At 58.2% G+C, this 23,329-nt stretch carries 14 protein-coding genes and 2 pseudogenes; 6 read left to right on the top strand and 10 right to left on the bottom strand.

Features of this window, described 5'->3' with window-relative positions:
• Nucleotides 1-14 precede the first annotated feature (14 nt).
• Entirely contained in the window at nt 15-1,211 is a 1,197-nt protein-coding gene (locus AC1D10_RS34635; protein ID WP_477279673.1) for a glycosyltransferase family 4 protein, read from the bottom strand.
• The gene (locus tag AC1D10_RS34630) at nt 1,211-2,035 is read right to left on the bottom strand and encodes an amidohydrolase family protein (protein ID WP_477279671.1); all 825 of its coding nucleotides are present in this window, start codon (nt 2,033-2,035) and stop codon (nt 1,211-1,213) included. The genes AC1D10_RS34635 and AC1D10_RS34630 overlap by 1 nt, the downstream gene beginning before the upstream one ends.
• 171 nt (nt 2,036-2,206) lie before the next feature.
• Between AC1D10_RS34630 and AC1D10_RS34625 the strand changes: the two genes are divergently transcribed.
• Genes AC1D10_RS34625 through AC1D10_RS34615 form a run of 3 tightly spaced genes read left to right on the top strand, consistent with a single transcriptional unit; the run spans nt 2,207 to nt 6,133 of the window.
• Nucleotides 2,207-3,373 carry a glycosyltransferase family 1 protein gene (locus AC1D10_RS34625; RefSeq protein WP_477279669.1) on the top strand — a complete coding sequence of 389 codons (1,167 nt, stop codon included), beginning with the start codon at nt 2,207-2,209 and terminating at the stop codon, nt 3,371-3,373.
• Entirely contained in the window at nt 3,366-4,496 is a 1,131-nt protein-coding gene (glf, locus tag AC1D10_RS34620; RefSeq protein WP_477279667.1) for a UDP-galactopyranose mutase, read from the top strand. The genes AC1D10_RS34625 and glf overlap by 8 nt, the downstream gene beginning before the upstream one ends.
• A gap of 2 nt (nt 4,497-4,498) precedes the next feature.
• Entirely contained in the window at nt 4,499-6,133 is a 1,635-nt protein-coding gene (locus tag AC1D10_RS34615; protein WP_477279665.1) for a glycoside hydrolase family 1 protein, read from the top strand.
• Nucleotides 6,134-6,260: 127 nt separating this feature from the next.
• On the opposite strand, the gene AC1D10_RS34610 is transcribed toward AC1D10_RS34615, so the two are convergent.
• The 3 genes from AC1D10_RS34610 to AC1D10_RS34600 all read right to left on the bottom strand — a co-directional run bounded on the left by AC1D10_RS34610 (nt 6,261) and on the right by AC1D10_RS34600 (nt 8,083).
• Entirely contained in the window at nt 6,261-6,980 is a 720-nt protein-coding gene (locus AC1D10_RS34610) for a Crp/Fnr family transcriptional regulator (RefSeq protein WP_477279663.1), read from the bottom strand.
• Between the two features lie 411 nt (nt 6,981-7,391).
• Nucleotides 7,392-7,541 carry a hypothetical protein gene (locus tag AC1D10_RS34605; protein ID WP_477279661.1) on the bottom strand — a complete coding sequence of 50 codons (150 nt, stop codon included), beginning with the start codon at nt 7,539-7,541 and terminating at the stop codon, nt 7,392-7,394.
• Between the two features lie 353 nt (nt 7,542-7,894).
• Entirely contained in the window at nt 7,895-8,083 is a 189-nt protein-coding gene (locus tag AC1D10_RS34600) for a hypothetical protein (protein WP_477279659.1), read from the bottom strand.
• Between the two features lie 1,928 nt (nt 8,084-10,011).
• On the opposite strand from AC1D10_RS34600, the gene AC1D10_RS34595 reads away from it, so the two are divergent.
• Complete coding sequence (locus AC1D10_RS34595; protein WP_477279657.1) at nt 10,012-10,311, top strand: DUF1236 domain-containing protein; 300 nt, start codon at nt 10,012-10,014, stop codon at nt 10,309-10,311.
• Nucleotides 10,312-10,387: 76 nt separating this feature from the next.
• Nucleotides 10,388-10,657 (top strand): polymerase, encoded by a 270-nt coding sequence (locus AC1D10_RS34590; RefSeq protein WP_477279655.1) that lies wholly within the window; start codon nt 10,388-10,390, stop codon nt 10,655-10,657.
• Nucleotides 10,658-10,940: 283 nt separating this feature from the next.
• Here the strand turns inward: AC1D10_RS34590 and AC1D10_RS34585 are convergent, their stop codons facing one another.
• The 4 genes and pseudogenes from AC1D10_RS34585 to AC1D10_RS34570 all read right to left on the bottom strand — a co-directional run bounded on the left by AC1D10_RS34585 (nt 10,941) and on the right by AC1D10_RS34570 (nt 20,817).
• Nucleotides 10,941-11,363, bottom strand: a complete 423-nt coding sequence (locus AC1D10_RS34585; protein ID WP_477279653.1) for a hypothetical protein — start codon at nt 11,361-11,363, stop codon at nt 10,941-10,943.
• Between the two features lie 1,145 nt (nt 11,364-12,508).
• Nucleotides 12,509-12,724 (bottom strand): annotated as a pseudogene (locus AC1D10_RS34580) (hypothetical protein); the annotation flags it as partial.
• Between the two features lie 297 nt (nt 12,725-13,021).
• The gene (locus tag AC1D10_RS34575; RefSeq protein WP_477279651.1) at nt 13,022-15,055 is read right to left on the bottom strand and encodes a response regulator; all 2,034 of its coding nucleotides are present in this window, start codon (nt 15,053-15,055) and stop codon (nt 13,022-13,024) included.
• 53 nt (nt 15,056-15,108) lie between these two features.
• Nucleotides 15,109-20,817, bottom strand: a complete 5,709-nt coding sequence (locus tag AC1D10_RS34570; RefSeq protein ID WP_477279698.1) for a hybrid sensor histidine kinase/response regulator — start codon at nt 20,815-20,817, stop codon at nt 15,109-15,111.
• Between the two features lie 559 nt (nt 20,818-21,376).
• On the opposite strand from AC1D10_RS34570, the pseudogene AC1D10_RS34565 reads away from it, so the two are divergent.
• Nucleotides 21,377-21,602 (top strand): annotated as a pseudogene (locus tag AC1D10_RS34565) (glucose dehydrogenase); the annotation flags it as partial.
• A gap of 1,349 nt (nt 21,603-22,951) precedes the next feature.
• Here AC1D10_RS34565 and AC1D10_RS34560 read toward each other — a convergent pair.
• Nucleotides 22,952-23,329 (bottom strand): DUF1515 family protein, encoded by a 378-nt coding sequence (locus AC1D10_RS34560; protein ID WP_477279649.1) that lies wholly within the window; start codon nt 23,327-23,329, stop codon nt 22,952-22,954.

Genomic DNA, 23,329 nt, shown 5'->3' with positions numbered 1-23,329 from the left:
GTGCCAGCTTAAATTCACGGAACGGAGTGGAGCCGGGCTTTATCGGCTCGCGATCCCAGCAACTGCCGGAAAATATGGCTAGTCAGGGTCGCCGACTGGCGGATATCGAAGTTGGCTTGCGCCCGCCTCACGCTCGCGCCAGCCATCGATTTTAACCTGGCGGGATTAGATAAGAGCGAGAGTGCCGCCAGCGCGACGCCCTCCCAGTCACCGGGATATTCCGACACGATACCGGGCCACTCCGTGGTTCCTATAAGAATTCCCGTCTCGCCCGTCGCGACGATTTCCGGTACGCCGCCGACCCCGATCGCCACCACTGGCACGCCAGATGCCATGGCCTCCAGGATAGTGAGCGGCATCGCGTCCGCGCGGGACGTATGCAACAACAAGTCAAGCGCCGGATAAATCCGATGTGGTTCGCGCGCGAGCCCCACCATATGGATGCGCGACTCCAGTCCCGCACGCCGAACCGTGGCGGTGAGATCCTTTTCCATTGAACCGGTGCCAACCATTGCGAAGTGCACGTCGGGCCGCCTTTGCAATATGAATTCGGCTGCCTTGATAAACTTGTCAGGTCCTTTTTCCCAGGCCAGCCTGCCAACGAACCCAACCAACATATCGGCCGGGCCGACATTAATCGTTTGGCGGAACTCCGACGGGTCAGCGGACATCGGATGGTACATTGCGGGGTCGACCCCGTTGGGAACGAGGCTTACAAACTCAGGCGCCAACCCCACCGCAAGTGCCTGTGACCAGGCTTCGCGGCACACCACAATGGTATGGCTCCCCGTTGTGCGCGCGACGCTGATTTCCTGCGGATGCAAGCTCATCCCATGCAACGTGGCTACGGTCGGCGTCCCGCTTAGTCGGCCGGCGACTGCTGCCACGGTATGTGCGTTCATCAGGTGAGCGTGGAGCAAATCGATGCCGGTTTCACGGACGAGAGTGCAGATCAGTTCAATTGTCTTCCAAGGGGGATCGTCACGCAGTTGCGCAATATAAACGTCCCTGCCTTCGGACCGCAGCAACATTGTATAAGGGCTCTCATAAGGGCACAGGAGCGAGACTTTGAACTCGTTCGATGGCAGGTTTGCAGCCAGGTTGCGCACGTAGTTTTCCATACCGCCGACAATGGCGTTGCCCAAGACCTCCAGAACATGCGTGCGCTCATCAGTCTGGCCGCCTGGCAAAACACGCGGGGTCCGGGCCATCACTTTCCTCCTTGCGACCGGTGGAGCCTCAGCCAATCCATTGCAGTCCCTGACATGATCGCATTTCGGTCCTTGCCTGCGACATCGAGCTGATCGAGAATTGCCCCCACCTCGTCCAACGCAGCGCGAATGTGAGCACCGCTGCACGGCAAGAAGCGGTCGCTTCCGAATTGCAGCGAGCGTGGGCCGATCACGTCGAGTGCCTTGCGAAAAACCTCGTCGCGGTAGATGGGGGGTGGCCCGAACGACAGGTCGAAGCGAAACTGGCTTTCGGCCGGGTCGACACCATTGATCCGATCGATAACACCAACCGCGTTGGCTTCGTCACACCATGGCCAGCCAAGGTGAGCTAGGGTGACGCGAAGGCCGGGATGATCGCGAACAGCCTCGTAGAAGGACGGCCGGCAGAACCGGCCAGACCGGCCGTCAATAAAAATTCCGCTGTGAAACAAAATGGGGAGATCGAGCCTTGCGGCGACCGCGTACACTCGATGAGCGCACTCATCATACGGATACCATCCGGTCGGAACCATCTTAAGCGCGCGAATACCGGGAAGCGCGGCTGCCTCCTCAAGATCGTCGGCTGATTGCGGATGGAGCGGATTAACAACCGCGAACCCGACGAGCCGATCCGAGTGGCCTTTGACCAGGTAGGAAAGGTAGCGGTTGCCAGCGCGTAACGACTCTCGGTCATTAAGCGAATAGGGCGGTGTCAGGAACGGCGCCAGCAGGAAAGCGATGTCGACGCCCGCTTGGTCAAGTGACTGCAGCACATCCGCTGTTGTCTCGCGGCCCGACGTATGAAGGTGTGCATCGACAATCATTGGCATCTCCCCGCCGACAACTTACGGAGGCGATGCCCGTTCCAGCCATACCGAGAAATCGTGGCGCCTTTGATGTCCGGCTAAGAAAGACAAAATTCCGCGTTGCCGTGGAACCCGATCTACGAACGGAGCTTGATCCACCATAAGCCAACCCTAATGCGGATCGTTGCAATGGATCAGACTGTATCCAACCCCTTCCTCGTGCCTTTTGATAACCCCCTTCTCATATGTTTTTCACACTTGCGGTGGGACTTTGTTTTTCAACGCCCGCAGCATTTGATGACGCGCGCCGCGGCCGACTACGCCGTTGTGTTCTTCGAGGAACCCCTCTTCGAGCCTGTTCAGATACCTCGTCTGCGCCGTAAGGCGGTGGCGCCAGGCCTGGAAGTTGTGACGCCAATACTGCCGCAGTGTCAGTCCGGAATTGAGGTCGACAGAGCTATCGCCATTCTGCTTGAGAATCTCGTCGCAGGCATCGAGCACGACCAGTTGGTGACCTGGTACTACACCCCCATGGCCCTGAAGTTCACCGATGCGCTGCAGGAGGATGTCTGCGTCTATGACTGCATGGACGAACTTTCTGCCTTCAAAAACGCGCCTCCTGAACTTGAGCGACTGGAAGAGCAGCTCTTTGGCAAGGCCGACGTCGTGTTCACCGGTGGAATGAGCCTTTATGAGTCCAAGCGCCGCCGGCATCCCTCCGTCCACGTGTTTCCAAGCAGCATTGACACGGCACACTTCCATCAGGCGCGCCGGCCTCAGGCAGACCCTGCAGACCAGCAAAGCATTGCGCATCCCCGCGTAGGCTTCTTCGGGGTCATCGACGAGCGGTTCGACATCGACCTGATGGTTCGAACCGCTGCAGCGATGCCTACGGTCCAATTCGTCACGATCGGTCCGGTGGTCAAGATCGACCCGGCCACGCTGCCCACCGGCCCAAACATTCATTGGTTGGGCGCCAAGAGGTATGCCGAGTTGCCCGGATACATGGCCGGTTGGGACGTAGGGTGGATGCCTTTCGCCTTGAACGATGCGACGCGTTATATCAGCCCGACGAAGACCCCTGAATTCCTAGCCGGCGGACTGCCTGTAGTATCGACTGCAATCGTTGATGTGGTGGAAACCTACGGCCGTCGCGGCTTGGTCGACATTGCTGATGCAGGCTCGATGCCAGCCGCCCTCGATGCCGCTCTGCGCAAGGGCTGTGAAACGGCCAAGGTCGACGCGTTCCTCTCAGGAATGTCTTGGGACACGACCTGGAGCACAATGCACGATTTGCTCAAGCCTGCGAAAGTTTTGCGTCATCAGGCATTCAGGAGCTTGGTCGACCATGTTTGATTGGCTTGTTGTCGGCGCAGGCTTTGCTGGAAGCGTTTTGGCAGAGCGCCTGGCCAGTCAGCGCGGCGAGACAGTGCTGGTCGTCGACCGTCGCAGTCACATCGGCGGCAACGCTTTCGATTGGTACGATGACGCCGGTATTCTTGTGCATCGGTATGGGCCGCACATCTTCCATACCAATGCTGAGGCCATTGTCGCCTACCTGTCCCAGTTCACGGCGTGGCGTCCCTATGAGCACCGTGTACTGGCCAAGGTAGACGGTCAACTTTTGCCAATCCCGATCAATCTGGACACGATCAATCGCCTCTATGGCCTCGACCTGACCTCCGAGCAAATGGAGCAGTTTCTGGCCGAACGCAGAGAAAGCGTGGAAGAGATCCGCACCGCCGAGGACGTAGTCGTGGGCACGGTGGGACGCGAACTCTACGAAAAATTCTTCCAAGGCTACACGCGGAAACAGTGGGGGGTCGCCCCCTCGCAGCTGAGCAAGTCAGTGACGGCGCGCGTGCCGACACGAACCAATCGTGATGACAGGTATTTCGCCGACAGGTTCCAGAGCATGCCGGCGGGCGGCTACACACGCATGTTTCAACGGATGCTGGCCCATCCCAATATCAAGGTAATGCTGCAAACGGACTACCGCGATGTTCGAAAGGTCATCCCCTATCGGGGTCTCGTATATACCGGTCCACTCGATGAATTTTTCGATTTCAGGCTGGGAAAATTGCCATACCGATCTTTGCGCTTTGAGCACGTCACACTCGACAGGCCACGGTTCCAGCCGGTGGCCGTCGTCAACTACCCGCAGACGGAGGCCTTCACCAGGGTCACAGAATACAAGCATATGACGGGACAGCAGCATCCTCAAACCAGTCTGACCTACGAATATCCGACGGATGACGGCGATCCTTATTATCCGGTGCCCAGGCCAGAGAATGAAGTGCTTTACAAGCGATATGAGGCGCTCGCTGCTCAGCAAACCGATGCGGTTTTCGTCGGACGGCTAGCCACCTACCGGTACTACAATATGGACCAGGTGATTGGTCAGGCGCTGGCCGCGTTCAATCGCATTCAGAAGATGGGCGCGCCGCGTCTATCCCTTACCAGGGGCGCGGCGGGGTAGTTATGGTGGAAGTCTGGGGCGGCATTGAATGCAGCGTGGTTCGTGTGGGCAGTGTGATCCGCAATCAGCTCGCCGAAACCGGTCATTCAAAACGCATCGAGGATTTGGATCTCGTCGCTTCCATCGGTATCAAAACGCTTCGATATCCTGCGCTGTGGGAGCACGTCGAGGCTGTTGCGGGCAAGGATGACTGGGGCTGGCTGGACCAGCGGCTCCAGCGGATGCGCCAACTCGGCATCACTCCAATGGCTGCCCTTGTCCATCATGGCAGCGGGCCGTGCTGGACGTCGATTCTCGACCCGGATTTTGCCGATCGTCTTGCGGAGTTTGCCGGTAGGCTCGCACGTCGGTACCCGTGGATAAGGACTTTCACGCCGATTAACGAACCGATGACGACCGCTCGCCTCAGCGGTCTATATGGATTCTGGCACCCGCACCGCGCGGACGAGCCAAGTTGCTTCCGGCTTCTGGTTGCCCAATGCCGCGCGATCGCCAAGACAATGTCGGCCATCCGCAAGGTTATCCCCGATGCCCGCCTTCTGCAGACCGAAGATTTCGGAAAGATATTCGCGACGCCAGAGCTGGCATATCAGGCTGAGTACGAGAATGGCCGGCGATGGTTATCGCTGGATCTGCTTTGTGGACATGTCGATCCGCGCCATCCGTCCTACGAACGCCTCCTCGGCGCTGGCGTCGATCACGCCCACTTGGCAGAGTTGAAGGCCGCGCCCTGCCCTCCGGACCTGATCGGCGTTGATTACTACCTCACCAGCGATCGGTTCCTCGACCATCGCGTGGAACGGCATCCTCGAGAACTCGTTGGCGGCAACGGCATAGAACCCTATGTCGATATCGCCGCTTTCCGCGCCGGCGTGCCAGCCCGTGAACTGGGATTTGCCTCTCGGCTGCGTGAGGTTTGGCGCCGCTATGCGCTGCCAGTGGCAATCGGAGAAGTGCACAATGCCTGCACCCGTGAGGAACAGCTGCGCTGGTTCATGGAGGGATGGCAAGCTGCCTGCGCATGCGCGGCCGAGGGTATCGACGTGCGCGCCGTCACGGCGTGGTCGCTATTCGGTGCCGTGGACTGGAATTCCATGATGATGCGCGAGGACGGATACTATGAATGCGGCGTCTTCGATACAAGAGCAGATACTCCGCGCAGAACCATTCTCGCCGATGCCATTTTGGCCTTAGCAAATACGCAATCATTCCGCCATCCCGTGCTTGCACAGACTGGCTGGTGGCGTAGGCCGCGAAAGAGGTTAGGAAAATCGCCCACGATCCAATTGCGAGGATTTGACCGGCGGCTCTCGATCCTAGGAGAATGTTGCAGCCGCCGCAGAATTCCAGCGAAAGCTGCACCTCAGCAGGCAGGATGGGCAGACGCATGGGCTGAGCTAAGCGTGACCTGGGGCGGACGCGGTTCACCGTCTGTCTTGTTTGCCAGCTATGGCGAGGGCACCAGCTTCTCGCTCACGGTGCCTGATTGTTTGGATTGGATTGCCGCCTGCCATGCATTTCTCGACCTGGTGATCGACGGCCTTGTTGGCGACTATGAACTGGTTACGGCAGATCGCGACAACCAGTACCGGGTTGCCGAACGCCCGGCTGAACATTCCACCGCGCTAGCGCGCTAGCGCTCAAATGCGTGGCCCGACCTTATTCCGTTAGTGTTCCTTCAGCCCCATCGACGGTCGACGAAGCGAAGCGTTCGGTCGGTCGCTAGGTCCGCCCCACTGGGCTGCAACGATAGTGAGTCGCCAGCTAGCGCGGATCTCGCCCCATACTGAGGTAGGTCGGATCGAATTCGGCGATCTGCTGGAGCCGCGCCCAGTCGACGATCGTCAACGACTGATCAGCCCAGGTGATCGCGCCGAGCTTACGAAGTTTGCCCACTATGCGGTTCATATGGACGACCGAGAGTCCCAACACGTCTGCGAGTTCGGCCTGCGTTATCGGTAGACGGAAACTCAGGCCGGTTGTGCGATTCACCACCTTCAATCGGACGTAAAGTTCGCAAATGAGATGGGCCAGATGGGAGATTTTCGATCGACGCCCCATAGCAACGATCCATTCCCGGTGGATCGCCCCGTCGACCAGCGTGTCCAACCAGAGAAGTCGCGTGAGATGTGGCGCCGTCTCCGTAATCTTTCGCAGCCGACTGTGATCGGCAAAAAGCACACGACAGGCCGACAAAGCGATAATTCCATGATCCATGGTTTTGAGCAGGAAAGCGTGGAGGTCGACAAAATCGCCAGGCACCTGGAGCGACGTGAATTGTCGGCCGCCATCCTCTAGCACTTTGTAGCGCGCTGCCAGTCCATCGACCAGCAGGGTGCTATAGGTCGGACGGGATCCCGCAGAAACGAGATCCTGGCCGATGGCGAAATCACGTCCGATTGAAATCGTTTCGGCAAGCAAAGCCCGTTCTGCGTCCGAGACCACATCGTGTTGCTCCAGCTGCGTAAAAAGAGGTTCAAGCATCACGTGCCTCAAGACTTAGGAGCGTAAAGACGCGACCACCTTGGCCAGATGAGGTCCGGCACAATCTGATGCATTTCCAAAACGCCTCGCAAAGGCTGATGACCGAGAGCCTTCTCGCAGCATCATAGCCGGTCACTGGATCGTAGTTGCCGGAGTAGCAGTTGTCAGGGACTGCGCGTGCGACCAAAAAGAGCCTCATGTGTCAGAAAACTCTGCGCCTCCAGTCGAATATTAGCAAGCGCTTGCCTATCGTCCCTCACGTTCCAGAATCTTCCGCATGTTGCGGGGAATTAGCATGTGGCGGTGACAGCCACCGTGCGACAGCGGGTCGATGACGACACCATCAGCGTTTTCGATTCCATCCTAAGACTTCCCACGTTCGATCCGCGATGCCTCGAAAGTGAAACGAGGTCAGTAGATCGAGTTGACCGGCAAGGTGACGCACATCGATGATGAGACCGTGACGATCACCTTGGGGCCGCTTGTGACGGTTAGCCTCGACAACGTTCGGCTGGTGAAGAAATACCAGCCGCCGACACGCAATAACGCGTTGTGCGACATGTTTGACTAGCTGTCCTTGGTTTTTGCCGTAGCTGGTCGGGTGTTGTCGGGCGTGTATGTGAAAGCCGACATCGTGCCCATAGTAGGATCGTATATATGTTGCCGACCGGTTCTAAACCCGCCCCGCTGGCAAGGCCCAGCGGCTTAGCTGCCGGTCACCCTTGGCAATAAGGCTGCTGGGCCGCTCATCCCGCGCCGTCCTAGCGCCTTTGTCGCTGAACCGTGGCAGTCCTGAAGAGCACATATGAACGACCGGATGTTCGAACGCCCTGTTTTCGTCAAGAGTCGCCGCCTCTTCGGCCTCAGCGGGATCTCCTCGACCCACAGGACGCAAGAACGACGCCCGATCAAGCCTATTCGATCTCCAGCGCCGCTCTTAGTTGTTCCAGGCTATTCGCGCCATTCGTAAATGCTGACATGACCAGCCATGCGACGTGGTCGCGGGCTTGTTCGTCCGAAATACCATAGGTACGGCAATACTCGGTCAGAGCTTGGCAAAGCATGCTAAGCTGTTCCGGATCCGCTATCCCTGTGAATGGCATGCCAGCTCTCTCCACTTTAGGGCGAAAGTAGTCGACTTTTCAATCGCCCATGTGCCGTTCGAAAACAGCGCGACGGGCAATTTTACAAACTAGACAGACGAGTTCATTAACAAAAGACAAGCGAGAGCGATGGATGGCCCGGTGTCCAACGCCTTGTTAAAGAAACTGCAGTGAAGCGGAAGCTCGCGAGCTTATCAACTTCTTGGGCGGCGGCAATTGGTCGTCACTCATTCGCGAAGCGCAAATGCTTCCAAGCGCTGATGTGATGTTCGGCCTCTGGGCCGCCGATAGCAGCCTCACCCAGCGCGCGTGTTCCTTCTGGGCCGCTGTCCTACACCACCGCAGCGCCGCCCGCGTCCTGGGCGGGCCTGTCCCCGCGTAGGCCGGGGACTCTGCGCAAGCTCGCTATCGTGCAAGACGCAAACCGGGGGTTTGCCACCGGCCTATATTAGGAGCAAATTATGGACGGGGCTTGGAGGATTCACCCATCTCTCCGGTCCAAGGGCCCGACGTCTCAGAGTTCCCCAAAGCCAAAGGTGTCGGGCCCGCCCTCCGCTTATTTCGGCTTTTTGGTCTCATTCGGCCCGCACCTTGTCGCCGTCCTCCCTTGCCCAGGCCAGCGCCTTGGCGTTGTCTTTGGTGGTTAGCACCGTGCGCGGCGCCTCTGGCGCTCGTAATGTAGGCCATTCAGCTTGCTCCTAACAAAACTCTAGTTAGTTAGAATAGACGATAAAGCAAACGCCCGTCCTATGCCGTTTACACCCGCCAAGGGTGGGTCTGCCGTTCCTGCCTGTCATTCTCGCGATAGACGGTACGGGTTCGGCAAGGCCATTCGACATCATTGGCGACGCCGCCGCATTTAACAAGCTGATGGCCGAAGAAGACACCCAGGCAACGTTAGGGAGCCTAATCACGTCGTTTGAATTCAAAATAGCGAGGCCGCCAGCGGGTCGGCTGCGTCACTAGAATCCATTTGCTGGCATTGTCTCGCAAGGTAACCTTGTGCCCAAGTGCCTTCTCGGCTGCCTTGAAAGGCGTACTTCCTTGGACGTCGCACGTCGAAACAATAGATTCTCCATCCAATTCCTCAACGCGATAATTCCTCATGGATTTGCCTGATGCGGTTATTCCCTGAAATCCTGCAGATAGTCAGGCCGCAAGGCGACGTTCACCCAGGCGAGAATTGGTCAGAGTTCCTACCAGGGTCACGCGAGCCGGAGCCAACTTTGCAATAAGAGCCTCCAAATCGGCATCCGATCGCAACGATCGGATTTTCTCTCGGAATAAGGAAACGCCTATGTGACAGAAAGGGGAACTCCGTTCGCCTCGCTCAAAATTCCGTCGGCCCGCCGCCACAGCAATTGCAGGGGTCTGGTGCAACTATTTGTACTCATGGCCAGCTGCCTCCATACACCTCATGGCCAGCTACCTCCAGGAGGTCGCGCCCATAAAGAGCCCAATCCGAGTTCCAACTACGCTGTGAAAGAGCACGCAAAAGCCCGCCACGGAGGAAGCCGTGACGGGCTCCCGCCACCGTAGGCCGATGACGGGTTTGGAAATGGCCAGCTTGGGACGTTGTCTGGCCGGTGCGGGAACGTAACACAGAAACATTAGTTGCATCTAATATAAAAAACCCGCCACCTCTCCAGATGCGCGCGAGGGGAGAGACGGCCGTCGCAAATAGCGGTGTGAGCAACCAGCGCGCTTGACTGACACTTCTATCCAGCTGTTTCTCCGAACTTTTCCGAGAAACATCCGCGAAAGTAAGCTGTTCCAGGCAACGTCAAGGATAAGACTATTGCGCTGTTCGATCAGACTTTGGCCCCATGTTCCGTGGGACCGAAGCCCTGCCGGGGAACGTCTGCACGTGCTCGAAGTTTGGTGGCTGGCGCGGAGGTTCTGCGTCGATTTCACAGGAGGAAAACATCATGAGAATGCACTTTAACGGGGCCCTTGCGGCGTTTCTGCTCCTTGCGGGTATCGGCGCGGCCGCTGCCGAGGACGTCGTCATCGCGCCAGAGCAGGATACAGTCATCCGTGAATATGTGAAGAAGCAGCCCCTGGCATCGGTGAAGCTTCCCGGCGTGGAACTCAACATCGGCTCATCGCTGCCAGACACGGTCGAGTTGCATGAAGTGCCCAACGTCAAATACCGCTACGTCGTGATCGACAATCGGACAGTTCTTGTCGATCCGGGCACTCGCAAGATCGTCAAGGTTTACGACTGACCACATGTACGACCGATGCCCGCCGCCATGTGGCGGCGGGCGGCGCAAAGGCGGGCACCTTTCGCCGGAGAACAGCATGAACTTCGGCGAGATCATCGCGAATGCCTTCACCGCCGCCCTCGTAGTGGTCCTGCTGGCGGTCGCGTTGTTTCTGTTTGGCCGACCGCTTTGGCCCGAGACCAAAGCCCGAATGGTCATCCTTTTTCCGGTCGATGCCATGACCACGACCTCGGTGAAGACTGGCACTCTGCCCAATTTGCCAGGGACTTTCCATGTCAAGCTGGCGTTGCCGCGACCCGAAGGCAATAGCGTGGGTATACGACAGCGCGAGCGAGCACGGCATTAGTCAAGCGCGTGCTAACATTCGTCCGGAGGCGTAAGTTTCTAAAACATGAGGGTGAAGCGAGGCCAGCAGATCGACCTGACCGGAGAGGTAACACGCATCGATGACGAGACGGTGACGATCGCCTTTGGGCCGCTGCAAGAAGGTGTTGCGCGACGCTGTGGACTAGCTGCCGTTGGCATTGCCGTAGCGCTGCCGTCGAGTTCATCGCGGCAGCGCCGGGGTGAGGCTGAGGAAATGATTAAAGGAATTGTGGGTACGCAAAGCCGCGATCCCCTTAACATCCCTATGCCTTCAGGTTGATCACCCGCATCACTGCAACGACGGTTCCGTTATTCGTTGCAGCTTCCTTTGTGCTTCCCTTGCCACAGCTCCATACGTCGCCTTCCCTGGCCGTGAACTCCTTGTCTCCGGCCGTCACCTGCAACACGCCTTCTGTGACAGTGCACACCATGTCATCCATCATAACGTCCCCCAACGGGCTAGATCCCTTTGGCTGATAGACGACGTCTTCCATCGCGACGGTCTTGTACCCCTTGATATGGGAGTCTCGTGTTCCCAACTCTACGAGCCGAACGCCAGGGAAAATCTCTTTGCCATCGGTCGGGCCATAGGCCTTGGCCGCTAGCGGCGTGGGTTTCGCGACCAATAGCGGGGCAGCCAACGAGGCGGCACCAAGGGCGAGAGCATTACGTCGATTCATCTTCATAATATCATCCTCCCTGAGTTCAGTTCGCCCCAAGCGGGCGAACCTGATATTTAACGCGCCCGGGCGGCCAAATAGTCAAAACACAATTAAGCAGGCCTATTGCCAGCATATTAGCAATCGTTTGCCCTGGCCCAAATCAGCCGGGGTGGATCGGCTGCCTGGCTCATTCGTTTTGAGAGGCAAAGGAGCCAGCCATTTGGTTTTGCTAAAATTGGGGTGGAGGTATAATGAGGCATGCCGACAAGTCCCTTCCTGCCGGCATAGGCCCGGCGGCCGAAACTCGCCCCCCCAACCCAGCGACCGCCGGACCGCTTTTGCGCGGACCCATCGTCAGTTTTTGTCACGGCGGCAAGCCAACTTGAGTTAGCTGGCCCGATTAGGCTGGCAAGTGCCTTTGGAAATGGGATGCGGAAGCAAAACCCCGCCGACCGGAGTCAGCGGGGCCTTGATTGCTGGTTTACCAGCAGGTGCCTGGTTGGACCAGGCTTCCAGAACTTTGCCACCGCTTCAACGTTCCGCCATTCTTGTAAAAAAGCCGCACGCGCCGGCGCAGCCCCAAAGGAGCCACAGGGTCCGGCCCCCAGGCATGGGACGCCTTTTCCTTTTGAGCAGCCGTACCGGCCACCTGCGGGAAGGTTGAAGTGAATTCGACGATGCCAAGGTGGGTATTCTGACGTCAACCGTGCCGGCCATCTTTCTGAGCGGCACAATTGAGGATGCTGAGTTGCTGGCAGCAGTACGCGCGCGCGACGCAAAAGACTTCGCGAAGCTAACCTTGACCTATTTTCTAAGGTAAGTGGCCGGTGCAGTTGGGACTCTTTGGGGCGGGCGGACCACACCGGCCACTTGCGGAAAGGGGTCGAATCTCCCCACGTTGCGTAAATTATTGGCATATTAGCAATAGCGGAATTACGCCTATCGGCGGTACGAGATCTCTCCACCTCCGCATCAAGATTGAGCTGAAATAGTTCCGGAACTTTTACCGCCACCGGCTGTTGGATCGGCCATGACCAAGCTTTCGCAACTCGGGCCGCCGATCCTTGAACGCTGCCGGCCAAAATCTTGGCCAGACTTCTGTTCAGGGAGTACATGCGATCCTCCTTGGTTGCCTTAAACAGCCGTGAATGACTGTACAGGACAACTTGGCCAAGTCCGGCTGTAACGCCGTCCGTACCGCCGACGTTCGCACCTGCTCCGGCGGTGACGCCGCTCGTACCGCCAACGTTGGCGCCTGCACCTGCATTGATGCCATTGCTGCCACCGATGGAAGCACCGAGGCCGGCGCTGACACCATTGGAGCCGCCGACATTTGCGCCAGCACCGGCATTAACTCCGCTGCTGCCGCCGATTGAAATGGCGACGGGCATTTTAGCTCAATCGCATATACCCCCACCTGCAAAGATGGCTTCCGAAGCCACAATGCGGAAGGAGCTAATTGATTAAATTGTTTCTCAGGGAAAAAGCCCGGGGCATGCCCCCTGATGCCGTTCGTCTCCTCAACACATTGCCACCCATCTCGCCCAAGCAGCGCCTTGTCCTTGGCCAGTGCGGCGAACACGCTCACCGACGTAGGTTGTGGAGCGCTATCGGCTAGCCTGCGGGTGCGACGCAAACCCGTCCCGGTTCCCACTCACCGGGCCGATTGAGGCATCCCTTGCCTATCCAATATTTATCGGCTGGGGTGCGGTGTGGGCGAACGCATGCAGGATGCTCTCGATGAGATCCTTTTCGCGGAACGGCTTGCCAAGCAACGGGACATTGGAAGGTCGATCGGCAATCGCATTCGCTTCAGCATATCCGGTAATGATCACCGCTGGCCAATCCGAGCGGAGATTGCGCGCAAAGCGGATGACGTCCACTCCGGATACGAGTGGCATGGCGTAATCGGTGACAATGACGTCGAAATCATTTGGCGTCCGTTCGATAACTGCCAGCGCCTCGGCGCCCCCTGCTGCGCAGGTCACTGCGAAACCACGCTGTCGGAGTGATTCAGCGGTCAGTTGCCGCAGCGCGTTGCTGTCGTCAATCAGAAGGATGGACGGGCGCTCCTTACCTGCGTTAACCAGAATTTGCTCCACGTCGGGCTCAGCAACAGCGCTGGGAGGCTGCTCAATCGAACGTGGCAACCACAGTTCCATGGCAGTCCCTCTACCAACGACACTGTCTATGCGTAGTGCACCGCCGGACTGCTTCATGAAACCATAAACCGTGCTGAGACCCAGGCCCGTTCCTTTGCCGACGGGCTTCGTGGTGAAAAATGGTTCGACCACCTTGGCAAGAATATCCGGCGGGATCCCCGCACCTGTATCCTTAACGGTGATAAGTACGTAGTCGCCGGGCGCGAGGTCTTCGGACGCCGCACTAGCCGTTCGATTTTGCGCATGCACGCTAATTGTTCCGCCTGATGGCATCGCGTCGCGCGCATTGAAAACCAGATTCATCAATGCCAGCTCCAGTTGGCCGGCATCGACATGTGCGGGCCAAACGGTGTCATTGACCATCCACTCAAAGCGGATCAGGCCACCTAGAACCGGAGCGACCAGCCCATTCATCGTGTCTCCAAGAGCCGCCAGACGCACAGCTGCCGGCTTCAGATTTTGACGCCGCGAGAACGCGAGCATGCGGGTGACGAGTTCCGCGCCTTGTTTCGCTGAGCGCCGGGTCAGATCGAGAACCCGTTTTGTCTGCTCGTCCAGCGTCGTATGCCGCTCAAGCAATCCCAGCCCACTCAGAATTGCGGCGAGCAGATTGTTGAAGTCATGCGCCAATCCGCCTGTGAGCTTGCCGACTGCGTCGAGGCGCTGCGATTGGAGAAGTTGATCTTCAAGCCCGCGCCGCTCGGTCACGTCAAGCAACGTACCCAGGATTTCGGCGCGGCGTCCGTCCGTTGCCTTCGATAGGATACCCTGGTCCAGAAAGATGCGGTATTTGCCATCGGCGCACTGCCAGCGGAACTCGCATGTGTAGGAGCCTGTTGCCTTTGCGGCCAACAACGCTTCGCGTACCCTTGGCAGATCATCAGGATGGACCCGGCTGAGGCCAAAGTCCGCATCCGACGTCAGTCGATGAGGTGGAAATCCCGTCAAGCGTTCCACACCCTTTGTGACAAAGCGGGCAGCAAACGGTGGCTCGGCGGATCTCGCGTGAAAGCAGACCGGCAGGCAGCCAAGAATGGCCTCCTGGCGCTCTTCCGCGCTACGCAGGGATCGCTCGGCCTCGAGCTTTTCCTTCTCGGCCTTCAGAGCCTTTGCCAGCAACGCTTGCTCGGCTATCGCTTTGCGCTGGATTTCAAGCGTCTTTTCGTGAAGTTCGACGAAGACAGCTACCTTGGAGCGCAGCATGACTGGGTCGAACGGCTTGAAAACGTAATCCACCGCGCCTGCGTCGTAGCCGCGCAGCATGTGAGCATCTTCCTTGTTGATGGCCGTGAGGAAGATCAGTGGCGTGTGTTTCGATTGTACGCGTTGGCGGATGAGTGCAGCTGTTTCATAACCATCCAGACCCGGCATCAGCACGTCCAGCAAAATAACGGCGAAATCCTCCTTAAGCAGGCGGCGCAAGGCCTCTTCGCCGGATTGTACCGCGGCGACCTCTGCAATGGGGGAAATGACCTCCTGGATCGCCATTAGATTGCGTTCGTCATCGTCGACGGCAAGGATACGTGCCTTTGGCGGGCCATCTGCCGTTGGCATTCTCTCCAATTTCTTCGACCGAGGACGCGATAGCTTTTGCATTTGAGCCCCCGTCAGTTTGCTGCCATGAGCAACTTTTCCGGGTTCTCGACCCGCGCTCTTGAGCGCCCGATCCAGACCCGAAGCAATGCCAGCAAAAGATCGAGATCGACAGGCTTGGCGATATAATCGGAAGCGCCGGCGTCAAGGCATTTTTGCCGGTCGGCTTTCATCGCCTTAGCGGTGACAGAAATCAGTGGGATGTGAGCAATACCAGGCGTATTGCGTATCCTACGCATCGTCTCGTAGCCATCCATCTCTGGCATCATGATGTCGATCAATGCAGCATCGACATCGGGCGCTTCTTCCAGCAGCGCGATTCCGTCCCGGCCGCGTTCGGCGTGCATGACCTCTATATCGTAAGTCTCGAGAACGCTGGTCAGCGAATAGATGTTGCGGATGTCGTCATCGACGATGAGTACCTTGGCGCCGGCAAGATTGGACTTGTTGTCGGCTTGTCCCTTTTCTGTCTCTTTATCGTGCCGAGCGCCGCCCGGGAGAGTTGCAGACATATGCAAGGCCAATTGAGCGAAATTCTCGGCCCGTGGGACATCCCGCCAGGCCGGGGTCAACGCCAGCGCCTGCTCAATTGCGTCCCCCTGAGGCGCGAAAAACAAAAGCGGCGGCAAAATTCCTGCGATTTGACCTGCAAGTTCCTCGAGCGCTTGCGCATTGTCCTTTGTCGATCTTCCGAAGGCGACCACAACCGCATCATATGAGCCGACGTCTATATCCTCCGTGTTTGCGTCAACCCGACTGATTGCAGTAACCGAGGTAACGCCGTCGCGGATCGCTTCGACTATGGACAGCCTGCGTTCGGGATCGGGGTCGGCCACCAGGACGCGGCGCTGAATGCGGAGCTTCCTTGAATGGATATCCTGGAACACGTTTAACAGCTCGTCAGACGATACCGGTTTGGTGGAAATGCTCGACGCACCTTTGCGGGCAAGATCTTCGATGTCCTCAGCGCCTGAAATCACGTGAATCGGAATACCCCTGGTCTTCGGGTCATGACGTAGCAGATCAAAGAGCACCCATCCGTCGATGTCCGAAAGACCCAGATCCAAGGTGATCGCGTCGGGAACCAGCTTTCGGGCCAGGGCCAAAGTGCCTGAACCAGCAGTCGACAGCACGCCTTTCAGTCCGGCGGATCGTGCCAGGCCAAGCAGCAGCCCGCCAAAGGTAGGATCGTCCTCTACGATCAGCACGACCCTGTCCTCTGAGGATATGGTATCGCGGTCATCCATCAATTCTGCCGACGGCGAACTGCTGGGCGCCGTTGCTGTGATTGTCTCGGTTGACGGAAGCAATTGTGGCTGCGCCGCGACTCGTGGGCCGTCCAAGGGGATGACGAGCGTAAACGTCGATCCCTTGCCGGGGGTGCTTTCGACCCTCAGCTCGCCGCCAAGCAGGCGAGCAATCTCGCGACTGATCGAGAGACCAAGACCGGTACCGCCATACTTGCGGCTGGTGGTTCCGTCAGCCTGTTGGAAAGCCTCGAAAATCAGCTTCTGTTTGTCTTCGGGAATCCCTATGCCTGTGTCGGTCACGGCAATCGCCAACGCCTTGGTTGGCTGTTTGACGCCATTGCGGCGCCCGGTTTTCTCGACGCGGAAATTCAAGCTCACCTCACCCGCTGAGGTAAACTTGAACGCGTTCGACAGCAGGTTAAGGACGATCTGCTGCAGCCGTTTCTCGTCCGTGCGGACCGTCTCAGGAAGAGTGGGATCGACATTGATGGCAAAGCCAAGCCCCTTGTCGGCCGCGAGTTGTCGGAACGTCCGCTCCATATGCTGCCTCAGATGCGCCACCGGCATATCGTTGATATCGATCGAGACCGTGCCGGATTCGATCTTGGACAAATCGAGAATGTCGTTGATGAGACTGAGAAGATCCGTGCCGGCAGAATTGATGGTGCGCGCAAACTCGATCTGCTTCTCGTTGAGATTGCCCTGTTGGTTTGTCGCAAGCAGGTTCGAAAGAATGAGCAGCGAATTCAGCGGTGTTCGCAACTCGTGGCTCATATTGGCGAGGAATTCCGACTTATATTTGGAGGTGAGTGCCAGCTGCTCGGCCTTCTCCTCTAGCGCCCTTCGCGCCATCTCGATTTCGAGGTTCTTGTTTTCCACCTGTTTCTTTTCATTCTCCAGGAGCTGAGCTTTTTCCTGCAGTTCTTCATTTGTGGCGTGCAGTTCCTCCTGTTTCTTTGTCAACTCGGTCTGACGTGCTTGCAATTCCGAGGTCAGCAGCTGCGACTGCTTCAGCAGCCCCTCGGTACGCATCGTTGCGGCAATGGTGTTGAGAACGATGCCAACGGACTCCATCAACTGGTTGAGAAACGATTGGTGCGTGTCACGAAATTCGCCAAACGAGGCAAGTTCGATGACGGCCTTGACCTCATCCTCGAACAAAGCGGGGAGGATAATGACGTTGGCCGGCGACGCGCTGCCAAGACCCGAGGTGACGCGCAGGAATTCCGGCGGCACATTATCCAGCATGATGGCACGCTTGTCGGCTGCACTTTGCCCTACCAGACCCTCGCGCAGATCGAGGCGCTGCTTGATGGCTGCCTTGCTTTCGGCACCATACGACGCCGCCAGTTCGAGATAGGATTCCTCCTCGTCTCGATTGGTTACGTAGAACACCCCATACTGCGCATTCACCAGAGGAGCGAGCTCGGACATGATGAGCCGCGAAACGGTGGCAAGGTCGCGCTCGCCTTGCAGCATTCGCGAAAACCGGGCGAGATTGGTCTTCAACCAATCCTGCTCTGCATTTTTCAGCGTCTGATCTTTCAGGTTGCGGATCATTTCGTTGATGTTGTCTTTGAGGGCAGCGACTTCGCCAGATGCTTCGACGCTGATTGAGCGAGTCAGATCGCCCTTTGTCACAGCCGTTGAGACCTCGGCGATGGCGCGCACCTGGGTGGTCAGATTTGCTGCGAGTTGGTTGACGTTGTCGGTCAGATCGCGCCATAGGCCGGCCGCTCCCGGCACGCGCGCCTGTCCGCCGAGCTTGCCCTCGATACCCACCTCGCGAGCCACGTTGGTCACTTGGTCGGCAAAAGTAGCCAGCGTTTCGATCATGCCGTTGATGGTGTCGGCCAGAGAGGCGATTTCACCTTTGGCATCCACTGTCAGCTTGCGCTTGAGATTGCCCTGCGCGACCGCCGTCACGACATCGGCGATGCCACGCACCTGATTGGTCAGGTTGGTTGCCATCAAGTTGACGTTGTCCGTCAGATCTTTCCAAGTCCCGGCGACGCCGCGCACTTGCGCCTGTCCACCAAGCTTTCCTTCGGTGCCGACCTCACGTGCCACACGCGTCACTTCGCCGGCGAAGGAATTCAATTGATCAACCATTGTATTGATGGTCGACTTCAGTTCGAGGATTTCGCCTTTCACGTCCACGGTGATCTTCTTCGAAAGATCGCCGCGCGCCACTGCGGTCGTCACCTCGGCAATGTTGCGAACCTGACCGGTGAGATTCTCGGCCATGGAATTCACATTGTCAGTCAGGTCTTTCCACGTGCCGGCAACGCCGCGTACCTGTGCTTGACCACCGAGCTTACCCTCCGTGCCAACTTCACGCGCCACACGCGTCACCTCGCCGGCGAATGAATTCAGCTGGTCGACCATGGTGTTGATGGTGGATTTGAGTTCGAGAATCTCGCCCTTCACGTCCACGGTGATCTTCTTCGAAAGATCGCCGAGCGCCACAGCAGTGGTTACTTCGGCAATGTTGCGCACCTGCCCTGTAAGATTGGCGGCCATCGCATTCACATTGTCAGTGAGGTCCTTCCAAGTGCCGCCCACGCCTCGCACTTGAGCTTGGCCCCCCAGCTTGCCGTCGGAACCAACCTCGCGGGCCACGCGTGTCACTTCCGAGGCAAACGAGTTCAGCTGATCAACCATCGTGTTGATCACGTCCTTGATCTGCAGAATCTCGCCCAGCGCATCGACGGTGATTTTTTGGGTCAGGTCGCCAGTCGCGATCGCAGTTGCAACCTTGGACACGTCACGCAACTGCACCGTCAGGTTGCCGGCCATGGCGTTGACATTATCAGTCAGGTCTTTCCACGTGCCGCCGACGCCTTCCACATGCGCCTGACCGCCAAGCTTCCCTTCTGAACCGACCTCACGCGCCACGCGAGTGACTTCGGAGGCGAACGAATTCAACTGGTCGACCATCGTATTGACGGTATCCTTTAGCTCAAGGATTTCGCCTTTGACGTCGACGGTGATTTTCTTAGACAGGTCACCTCGGGCAACGGCCGTGGTCACCTCCGCTATGTTGCGGACCTGGCCTGTCAGGTTGGCCGCCATGAGATTGACGTTGTCGGTCAAATCCTTCCAGGTGCCACCGACCCCCCTCACCTCCGCCTGGCCGCCAAGCTTTCCTTCCGTTCCCACCTCGCGCGCCACGCGCGTCACTTCCGAAGCGAACGAGTTCAGCTGATCCACCATGGTGTTGATGGTGTCCTTGAGCTCCAGGATTTCACCCTGGACAGCGACCGTGATCTTTTTCGACAGATCGCCCGAGGCCACCGCGGTCGTGACCTCGGCAATATTGCGCACTTGTCCGGTCAGGTTCTCGGCCATCGAGTTGACGTTGTCGGTCAGATCTTTCCATGTACCGGCGACACCGCGCACCTGCGCCTGGCCGCCGAGCTTTCCCTCGGTGCCTACCTCGCGTGCAACACGCGTCACCTCCGAAGCGAAGGAATTGAGCTGATCGACCATCGTGTTGATGGTGTTTTTGAGTTCGAGGATTTCGCCCTTCACGTCGACGGTGATCTTCTTCGAGAGATCACCCAACGCCACCGCGGTCGTCACCTCGGCAATGTTGCGCACCTGACCAGTCAGGTTTTCCGCCATCGAATTCACATTGTCGGTCAGGTCCTTCCACGTACCGCCGACACCTTCGACACGCGCCTGGCCGCCGAGCTTGCCTTCGGTGCCCACCTCTCGCGCAACACGTGTCACTTCCGACGCGAACGAATTGAGCTGATCGACCATCGTGTTAATCGTGTTCTTAAGTTCGAGGATTTCTCCTTTCACATCGACAGTGATCTTCTTCGATAAATCACCGGACGCGACCGCGGTCGTGACTTCGGCGATATTGCGCACCTGGCCAGTGAGATTGGTGGCCATGGCATTGACGTTGTCAGTCAGATCCTTCCACGTGCCAGCCACGCCCTTCACGCGTGCCTGTCCGCCCAGTTTTCCCTCCGTACCGACCTCGCGCGCGACGCGCGTCACCTCAGACGCAAAGGAGGCCAATTGCCCCACCATGGTGTTGACGATCTTGCCGATGCGCAGGAACTCGCCACGCAGCGGCCGGCCGTCGATTTCGACCATCATCGTTTGCGACAGGTCGCCCTTTGCCACCGCGCCGATGACGCGAGCCACCTCGGCCGTGGGCTGGACCATGTCTTCGATAAGATCGTTGACCGATCGGACGCTAGTTTCCCAGCCGCCAGTGGCGTTACGGACATGGCCGCGCTCGCCGATCCTGCCGTCTTTACCGACGACCCTGCTCAGCCGTTCGAACTCGCGTGTCACCTGGTCGTTTAGTTCGACGATTTGATTGAAGGTGTCGGCTATGTCGGAATCTAGGCCCTCGTAGACGTTCTCGATGCGGACGGAGAAGTCGCCTCGCCTGAAGGCTTTCAATGAATTGAGAATCTGTCGACGGTCGAGTTGCGTTTTTGATGCCTGCACGCTCACAGTGCCACTCCCAGCCAGCGGGTTGTGAAATGATGTTGCCTGATGATGCCCGCCCCATGCGGCCGAAAGGGTACATCGCGCCGCAAGCAGCAGAACGTGGAATGCGAAGATTGGTTCCCTGGATGGCAGGCATAAGAGGTCAAGGCCCCGATCCGGGGGCCGATGTATGAAAGCACTGTTACGGAGAGGTGGTTGCCAGGGCAACGGGGCCGATGTCCTGGGAAGCCCGCTGAATGCTCTACGGCATCTCAATGAGCTCCTTTCCAATCCCGCCTACGGCCCACCGCTGTCCGCAGGCGAAGTGTTAACCATGGGTACCTTGGTGTTGGCGATGCCAGTGCGGGCAAATCAAATTTTGACTGCCACGCCGATTGGCATTGATGCTGGCCGAGGTGCTAAGCCCTCTGAGTCAGTCCGCTTCCAGTCTCGCCGTACCGAAACCGTACAGTCCGCTTCCGGCCTCGTCCCGGTCGTTCAGAAATGCTTTACTGTTGCGCGTCGGGCGCAGATCACCGCCCGCTCGGCCGCCCCGTCGGACAGTCGGCCAGATCAGAGGCGCCAGGTGTTCAAGCACGGGATTCGTGTTGGCTCAATATCGCCCCGGCCCTGTCATAAGCGCACTGCTTGCGGACTGGCCGCCAGAACTTAAGGAAGCCAAGGAGTCGGGAAGCCTTCTAGAGGCCAGCGAAGTGGCCAACGTTGTGATCTTCATGTTGACGCGGCCGCGCGGCATGACAATTCGGGACGTCGTCATGTTACCCACCAACTTCGATCTCTGACGGAGTGAAGCAGCATATTTTCACCTGAAGCGCGACATCGGTGCCTACCTGCCCCCTGTGCAAAGGTCGGCTCTGATTGGCAGTCAGAATAGCGGTCGCGATCTTAAATGTTAGCGAAATAGTTCCGGAACTTTTACCGCCACCGGCTGTTGGATCGGCCCTGACCAAGCTTTCGCAACTCGGGCCGCCGATCCTCGGCCGACGCCATGGCGACGAGCCCACCGATAATCGCGACCACATCTACATCTGCCGGACGTGCGACCAGCGGATCGACCGGCGCGATTTGAGGCAAGTCATCTGGCACAATCAGCCCGAGCACGAACCGCTGGAGGTGCACGCCTGAAAATACAAAAAGCCCGCCACGGCGGAAGCCGTGACGGGCCTTTGTCGTTGTCTGCCTGGCTGAGGGGACCAAAGCAGGATTACAACTTCATCTTATGCAACAGGTTCCCTTCTCGCGCACAAAAAAGCCCGCCACCTTTCGGCAGGCAGGGATCAACCCAGCACCGGGTTTGATACCCCGGCAGAGCAGTGCAAGGCACGCCGCTAACTGAGACACTACCCTCCTGGCGGAACTTACCGGACCCGAGCCGCGCCGTCCAAAGCCGGACGCAGCTGCTACTGTTGCGTACTGCTGCAGGCCCTCACGTCAGATTTCCTGTCCATCATGAGGGCCACGCCGCGAGCCGCAGCTATCTTTGCGATAAGAGCCTCCAAATCGGCATCAGATCGCAGCGATCCGGTTTTCTGTCGGAGTAGGGAAACCGCCAGTGTGACAGAAACAGGGCCCTCCCCCTTCGCCTCGCTCAAAATTCCGTCGGCCGCCGCCGCAACGTTGCAGGGCTCTGGTGCAATTTTAATCCTCATGGCTCGCTACCTCCATACAAAGGTCGCACTCCATAAAACTCCAGAGTCGAATCCGAGTTCCCAACCCAGCCCGCCTAAAACGCAAAGGCCCGCCACGGAGGAAGCCGTCGACGTGCCCCGAAAGCTGCGGAACAACTTCGTGCACCCGGGTCACACAGATGCGTAGCCAACGAAACCGTTCCAACGGCACAAAAATGCCCGCCACCTTTGGCATTGGGCCAGGTCATGGAGTGCTGGGATCAACCAGCATAGGTTCAACGAACCGGCGGAGGGGTCGGTTGCAAGCTACGGGACATCGTCGAAGGGATCGTCTGCTTCTTCCGCCATACCAGCTCATATCCGGAAGGCCGCCTGCCTGAAGTTCCTGCGTCTTGCCTTGAGATAGAGCGGCCTCGCAGCACGCGCCAGACGTCCCACCCTGAAACGCAAAAAGATCCCCTCCAGCCGAAGCCGATGGGGGGACCGGAGATGACGGGGGAAGATCAGGAGGTGCGCAGCACCTTCATGAAGACGTCCCACCAGTACGCGATGAAGCCGACAGCAATGCCGCCAACTGCGGTGCCGGCGAGACCCGCCACGAACAGGGCACCGATGCCCCGTTGCTTCCACTCCTTGAACTCGTCCGTGATCTCTTTGCTATCCCGGACGTCCTCTTTCATGGTCTCGACGGTGGTTTTGACATCGCCAACCTCGCCCACCAGGTCGTCCACCCGCTTGTGGATCGCGGAGCGGTGTTGATCGGCCCGCTGGTTGCTGGCTGAGGCCCGCTTGTCCAAGTCCTCGATGGCCTTCGCTAAGCTCATCACGGACGTTTCGAGCGATCCTATCGCCTTGTAGATTTGGTTGAGGCTGGCGGGCAT

The sequence above is a fragment of the Mesorhizobium sp. P2_A8 genome (genome assembly GCF_056404935.1).
Note: the sequence above shows the minus strand (reverse complement) of the source record. Positions and strands in the feature narration are given on the sequence as shown.

What these genes read in the sequence shown, in the direction of transcription:
- AC1D10_RS34615 (WP_477279665.1), top strand. Translation starts at nt 4,499, where the DNA reads ATGGTGGAAGTCTGGGGCGGCATTGAATGCAGCGTGGTTCGTGTGGGC.
- AC1D10_RS34600 (WP_477279659.1), bottom strand. Translation starts at nt 8,083, where the DNA reads ATGCCATTCACAGGGATAGCGGATCCGGAACAGCTTAGCATGCTTTGC.
- AC1D10_RS34560 (WP_477279649.1), bottom strand. Translation starts at nt 23,329, where the DNA reads ATGCCCGCCAGCCTCAACCAAATCTACAAGGCGATAGGATCGCTCGAA.
- AC1D10_RS34630 (WP_477279671.1), bottom strand. Translation starts at nt 2,035, where the DNA reads ATGATTGTCGATGCACACCTTCATACGTCGGGCCGCGAGACAACAGCG.
- glf (WP_477279667.1), top strand. Translation starts at nt 3,366, where the DNA reads ATGTTTGATTGGCTTGTTGTCGGCGCAGGCTTTGCTGGAAGCGTTTTG.
- AC1D10_RS34610 (WP_477279663.1), bottom strand. Translation starts at nt 6,980, where the DNA reads ATGCTTGAACCTCTTTTTACGCAGCTGGAGCAACACGATGTGGTCTCG.
- AC1D10_RS34585 (WP_477279653.1), bottom strand. Translation starts at nt 11,363, where the DNA reads ATGAAGATGAATCGACGTAATGCTCTCGCCCTTGGTGCCGCCTCGTTG.
- AC1D10_RS34575 (WP_477279651.1), bottom strand. Translation starts at nt 15,055, where the DNA reads ATGCCAACGGCAGATGGCCCGCCAAAGGCACGTATCCTTGCCGTCGAC.
- AC1D10_RS34635 (WP_477279673.1), bottom strand. Translation starts at nt 1,211, where the DNA reads ATGGCCCGGACCCCGCGTGTTTTGCCAGGCGGCCAGACTGATGAGCGC.
- AC1D10_RS34605 (WP_477279661.1), bottom strand. Translation starts at nt 7,541, where the DNA reads ATGTCGCACAACGCGTTATTGCGTGTCGGCGGCTGGTATTTCTTCACC.
- AC1D10_RS34625 (WP_477279669.1), top strand. Translation starts at nt 2,207, where the DNA reads ATGGATCAGACTGTATCCAACCCCTTCCTCGTGCCTTTTGATAACCCC.
- AC1D10_RS34590 (WP_477279655.1), top strand. Translation starts at nt 10,388, where the DNA reads ATGAACTTCGGCGAGATCATCGCGAATGCCTTCACCGCCGCCCTCGTA.
- AC1D10_RS34595 (WP_477279657.1), top strand. Translation starts at nt 10,012, where the DNA reads ATGAGAATGCACTTTAACGGGGCCCTTGCGGCGTTTCTGCTCCTTGCG.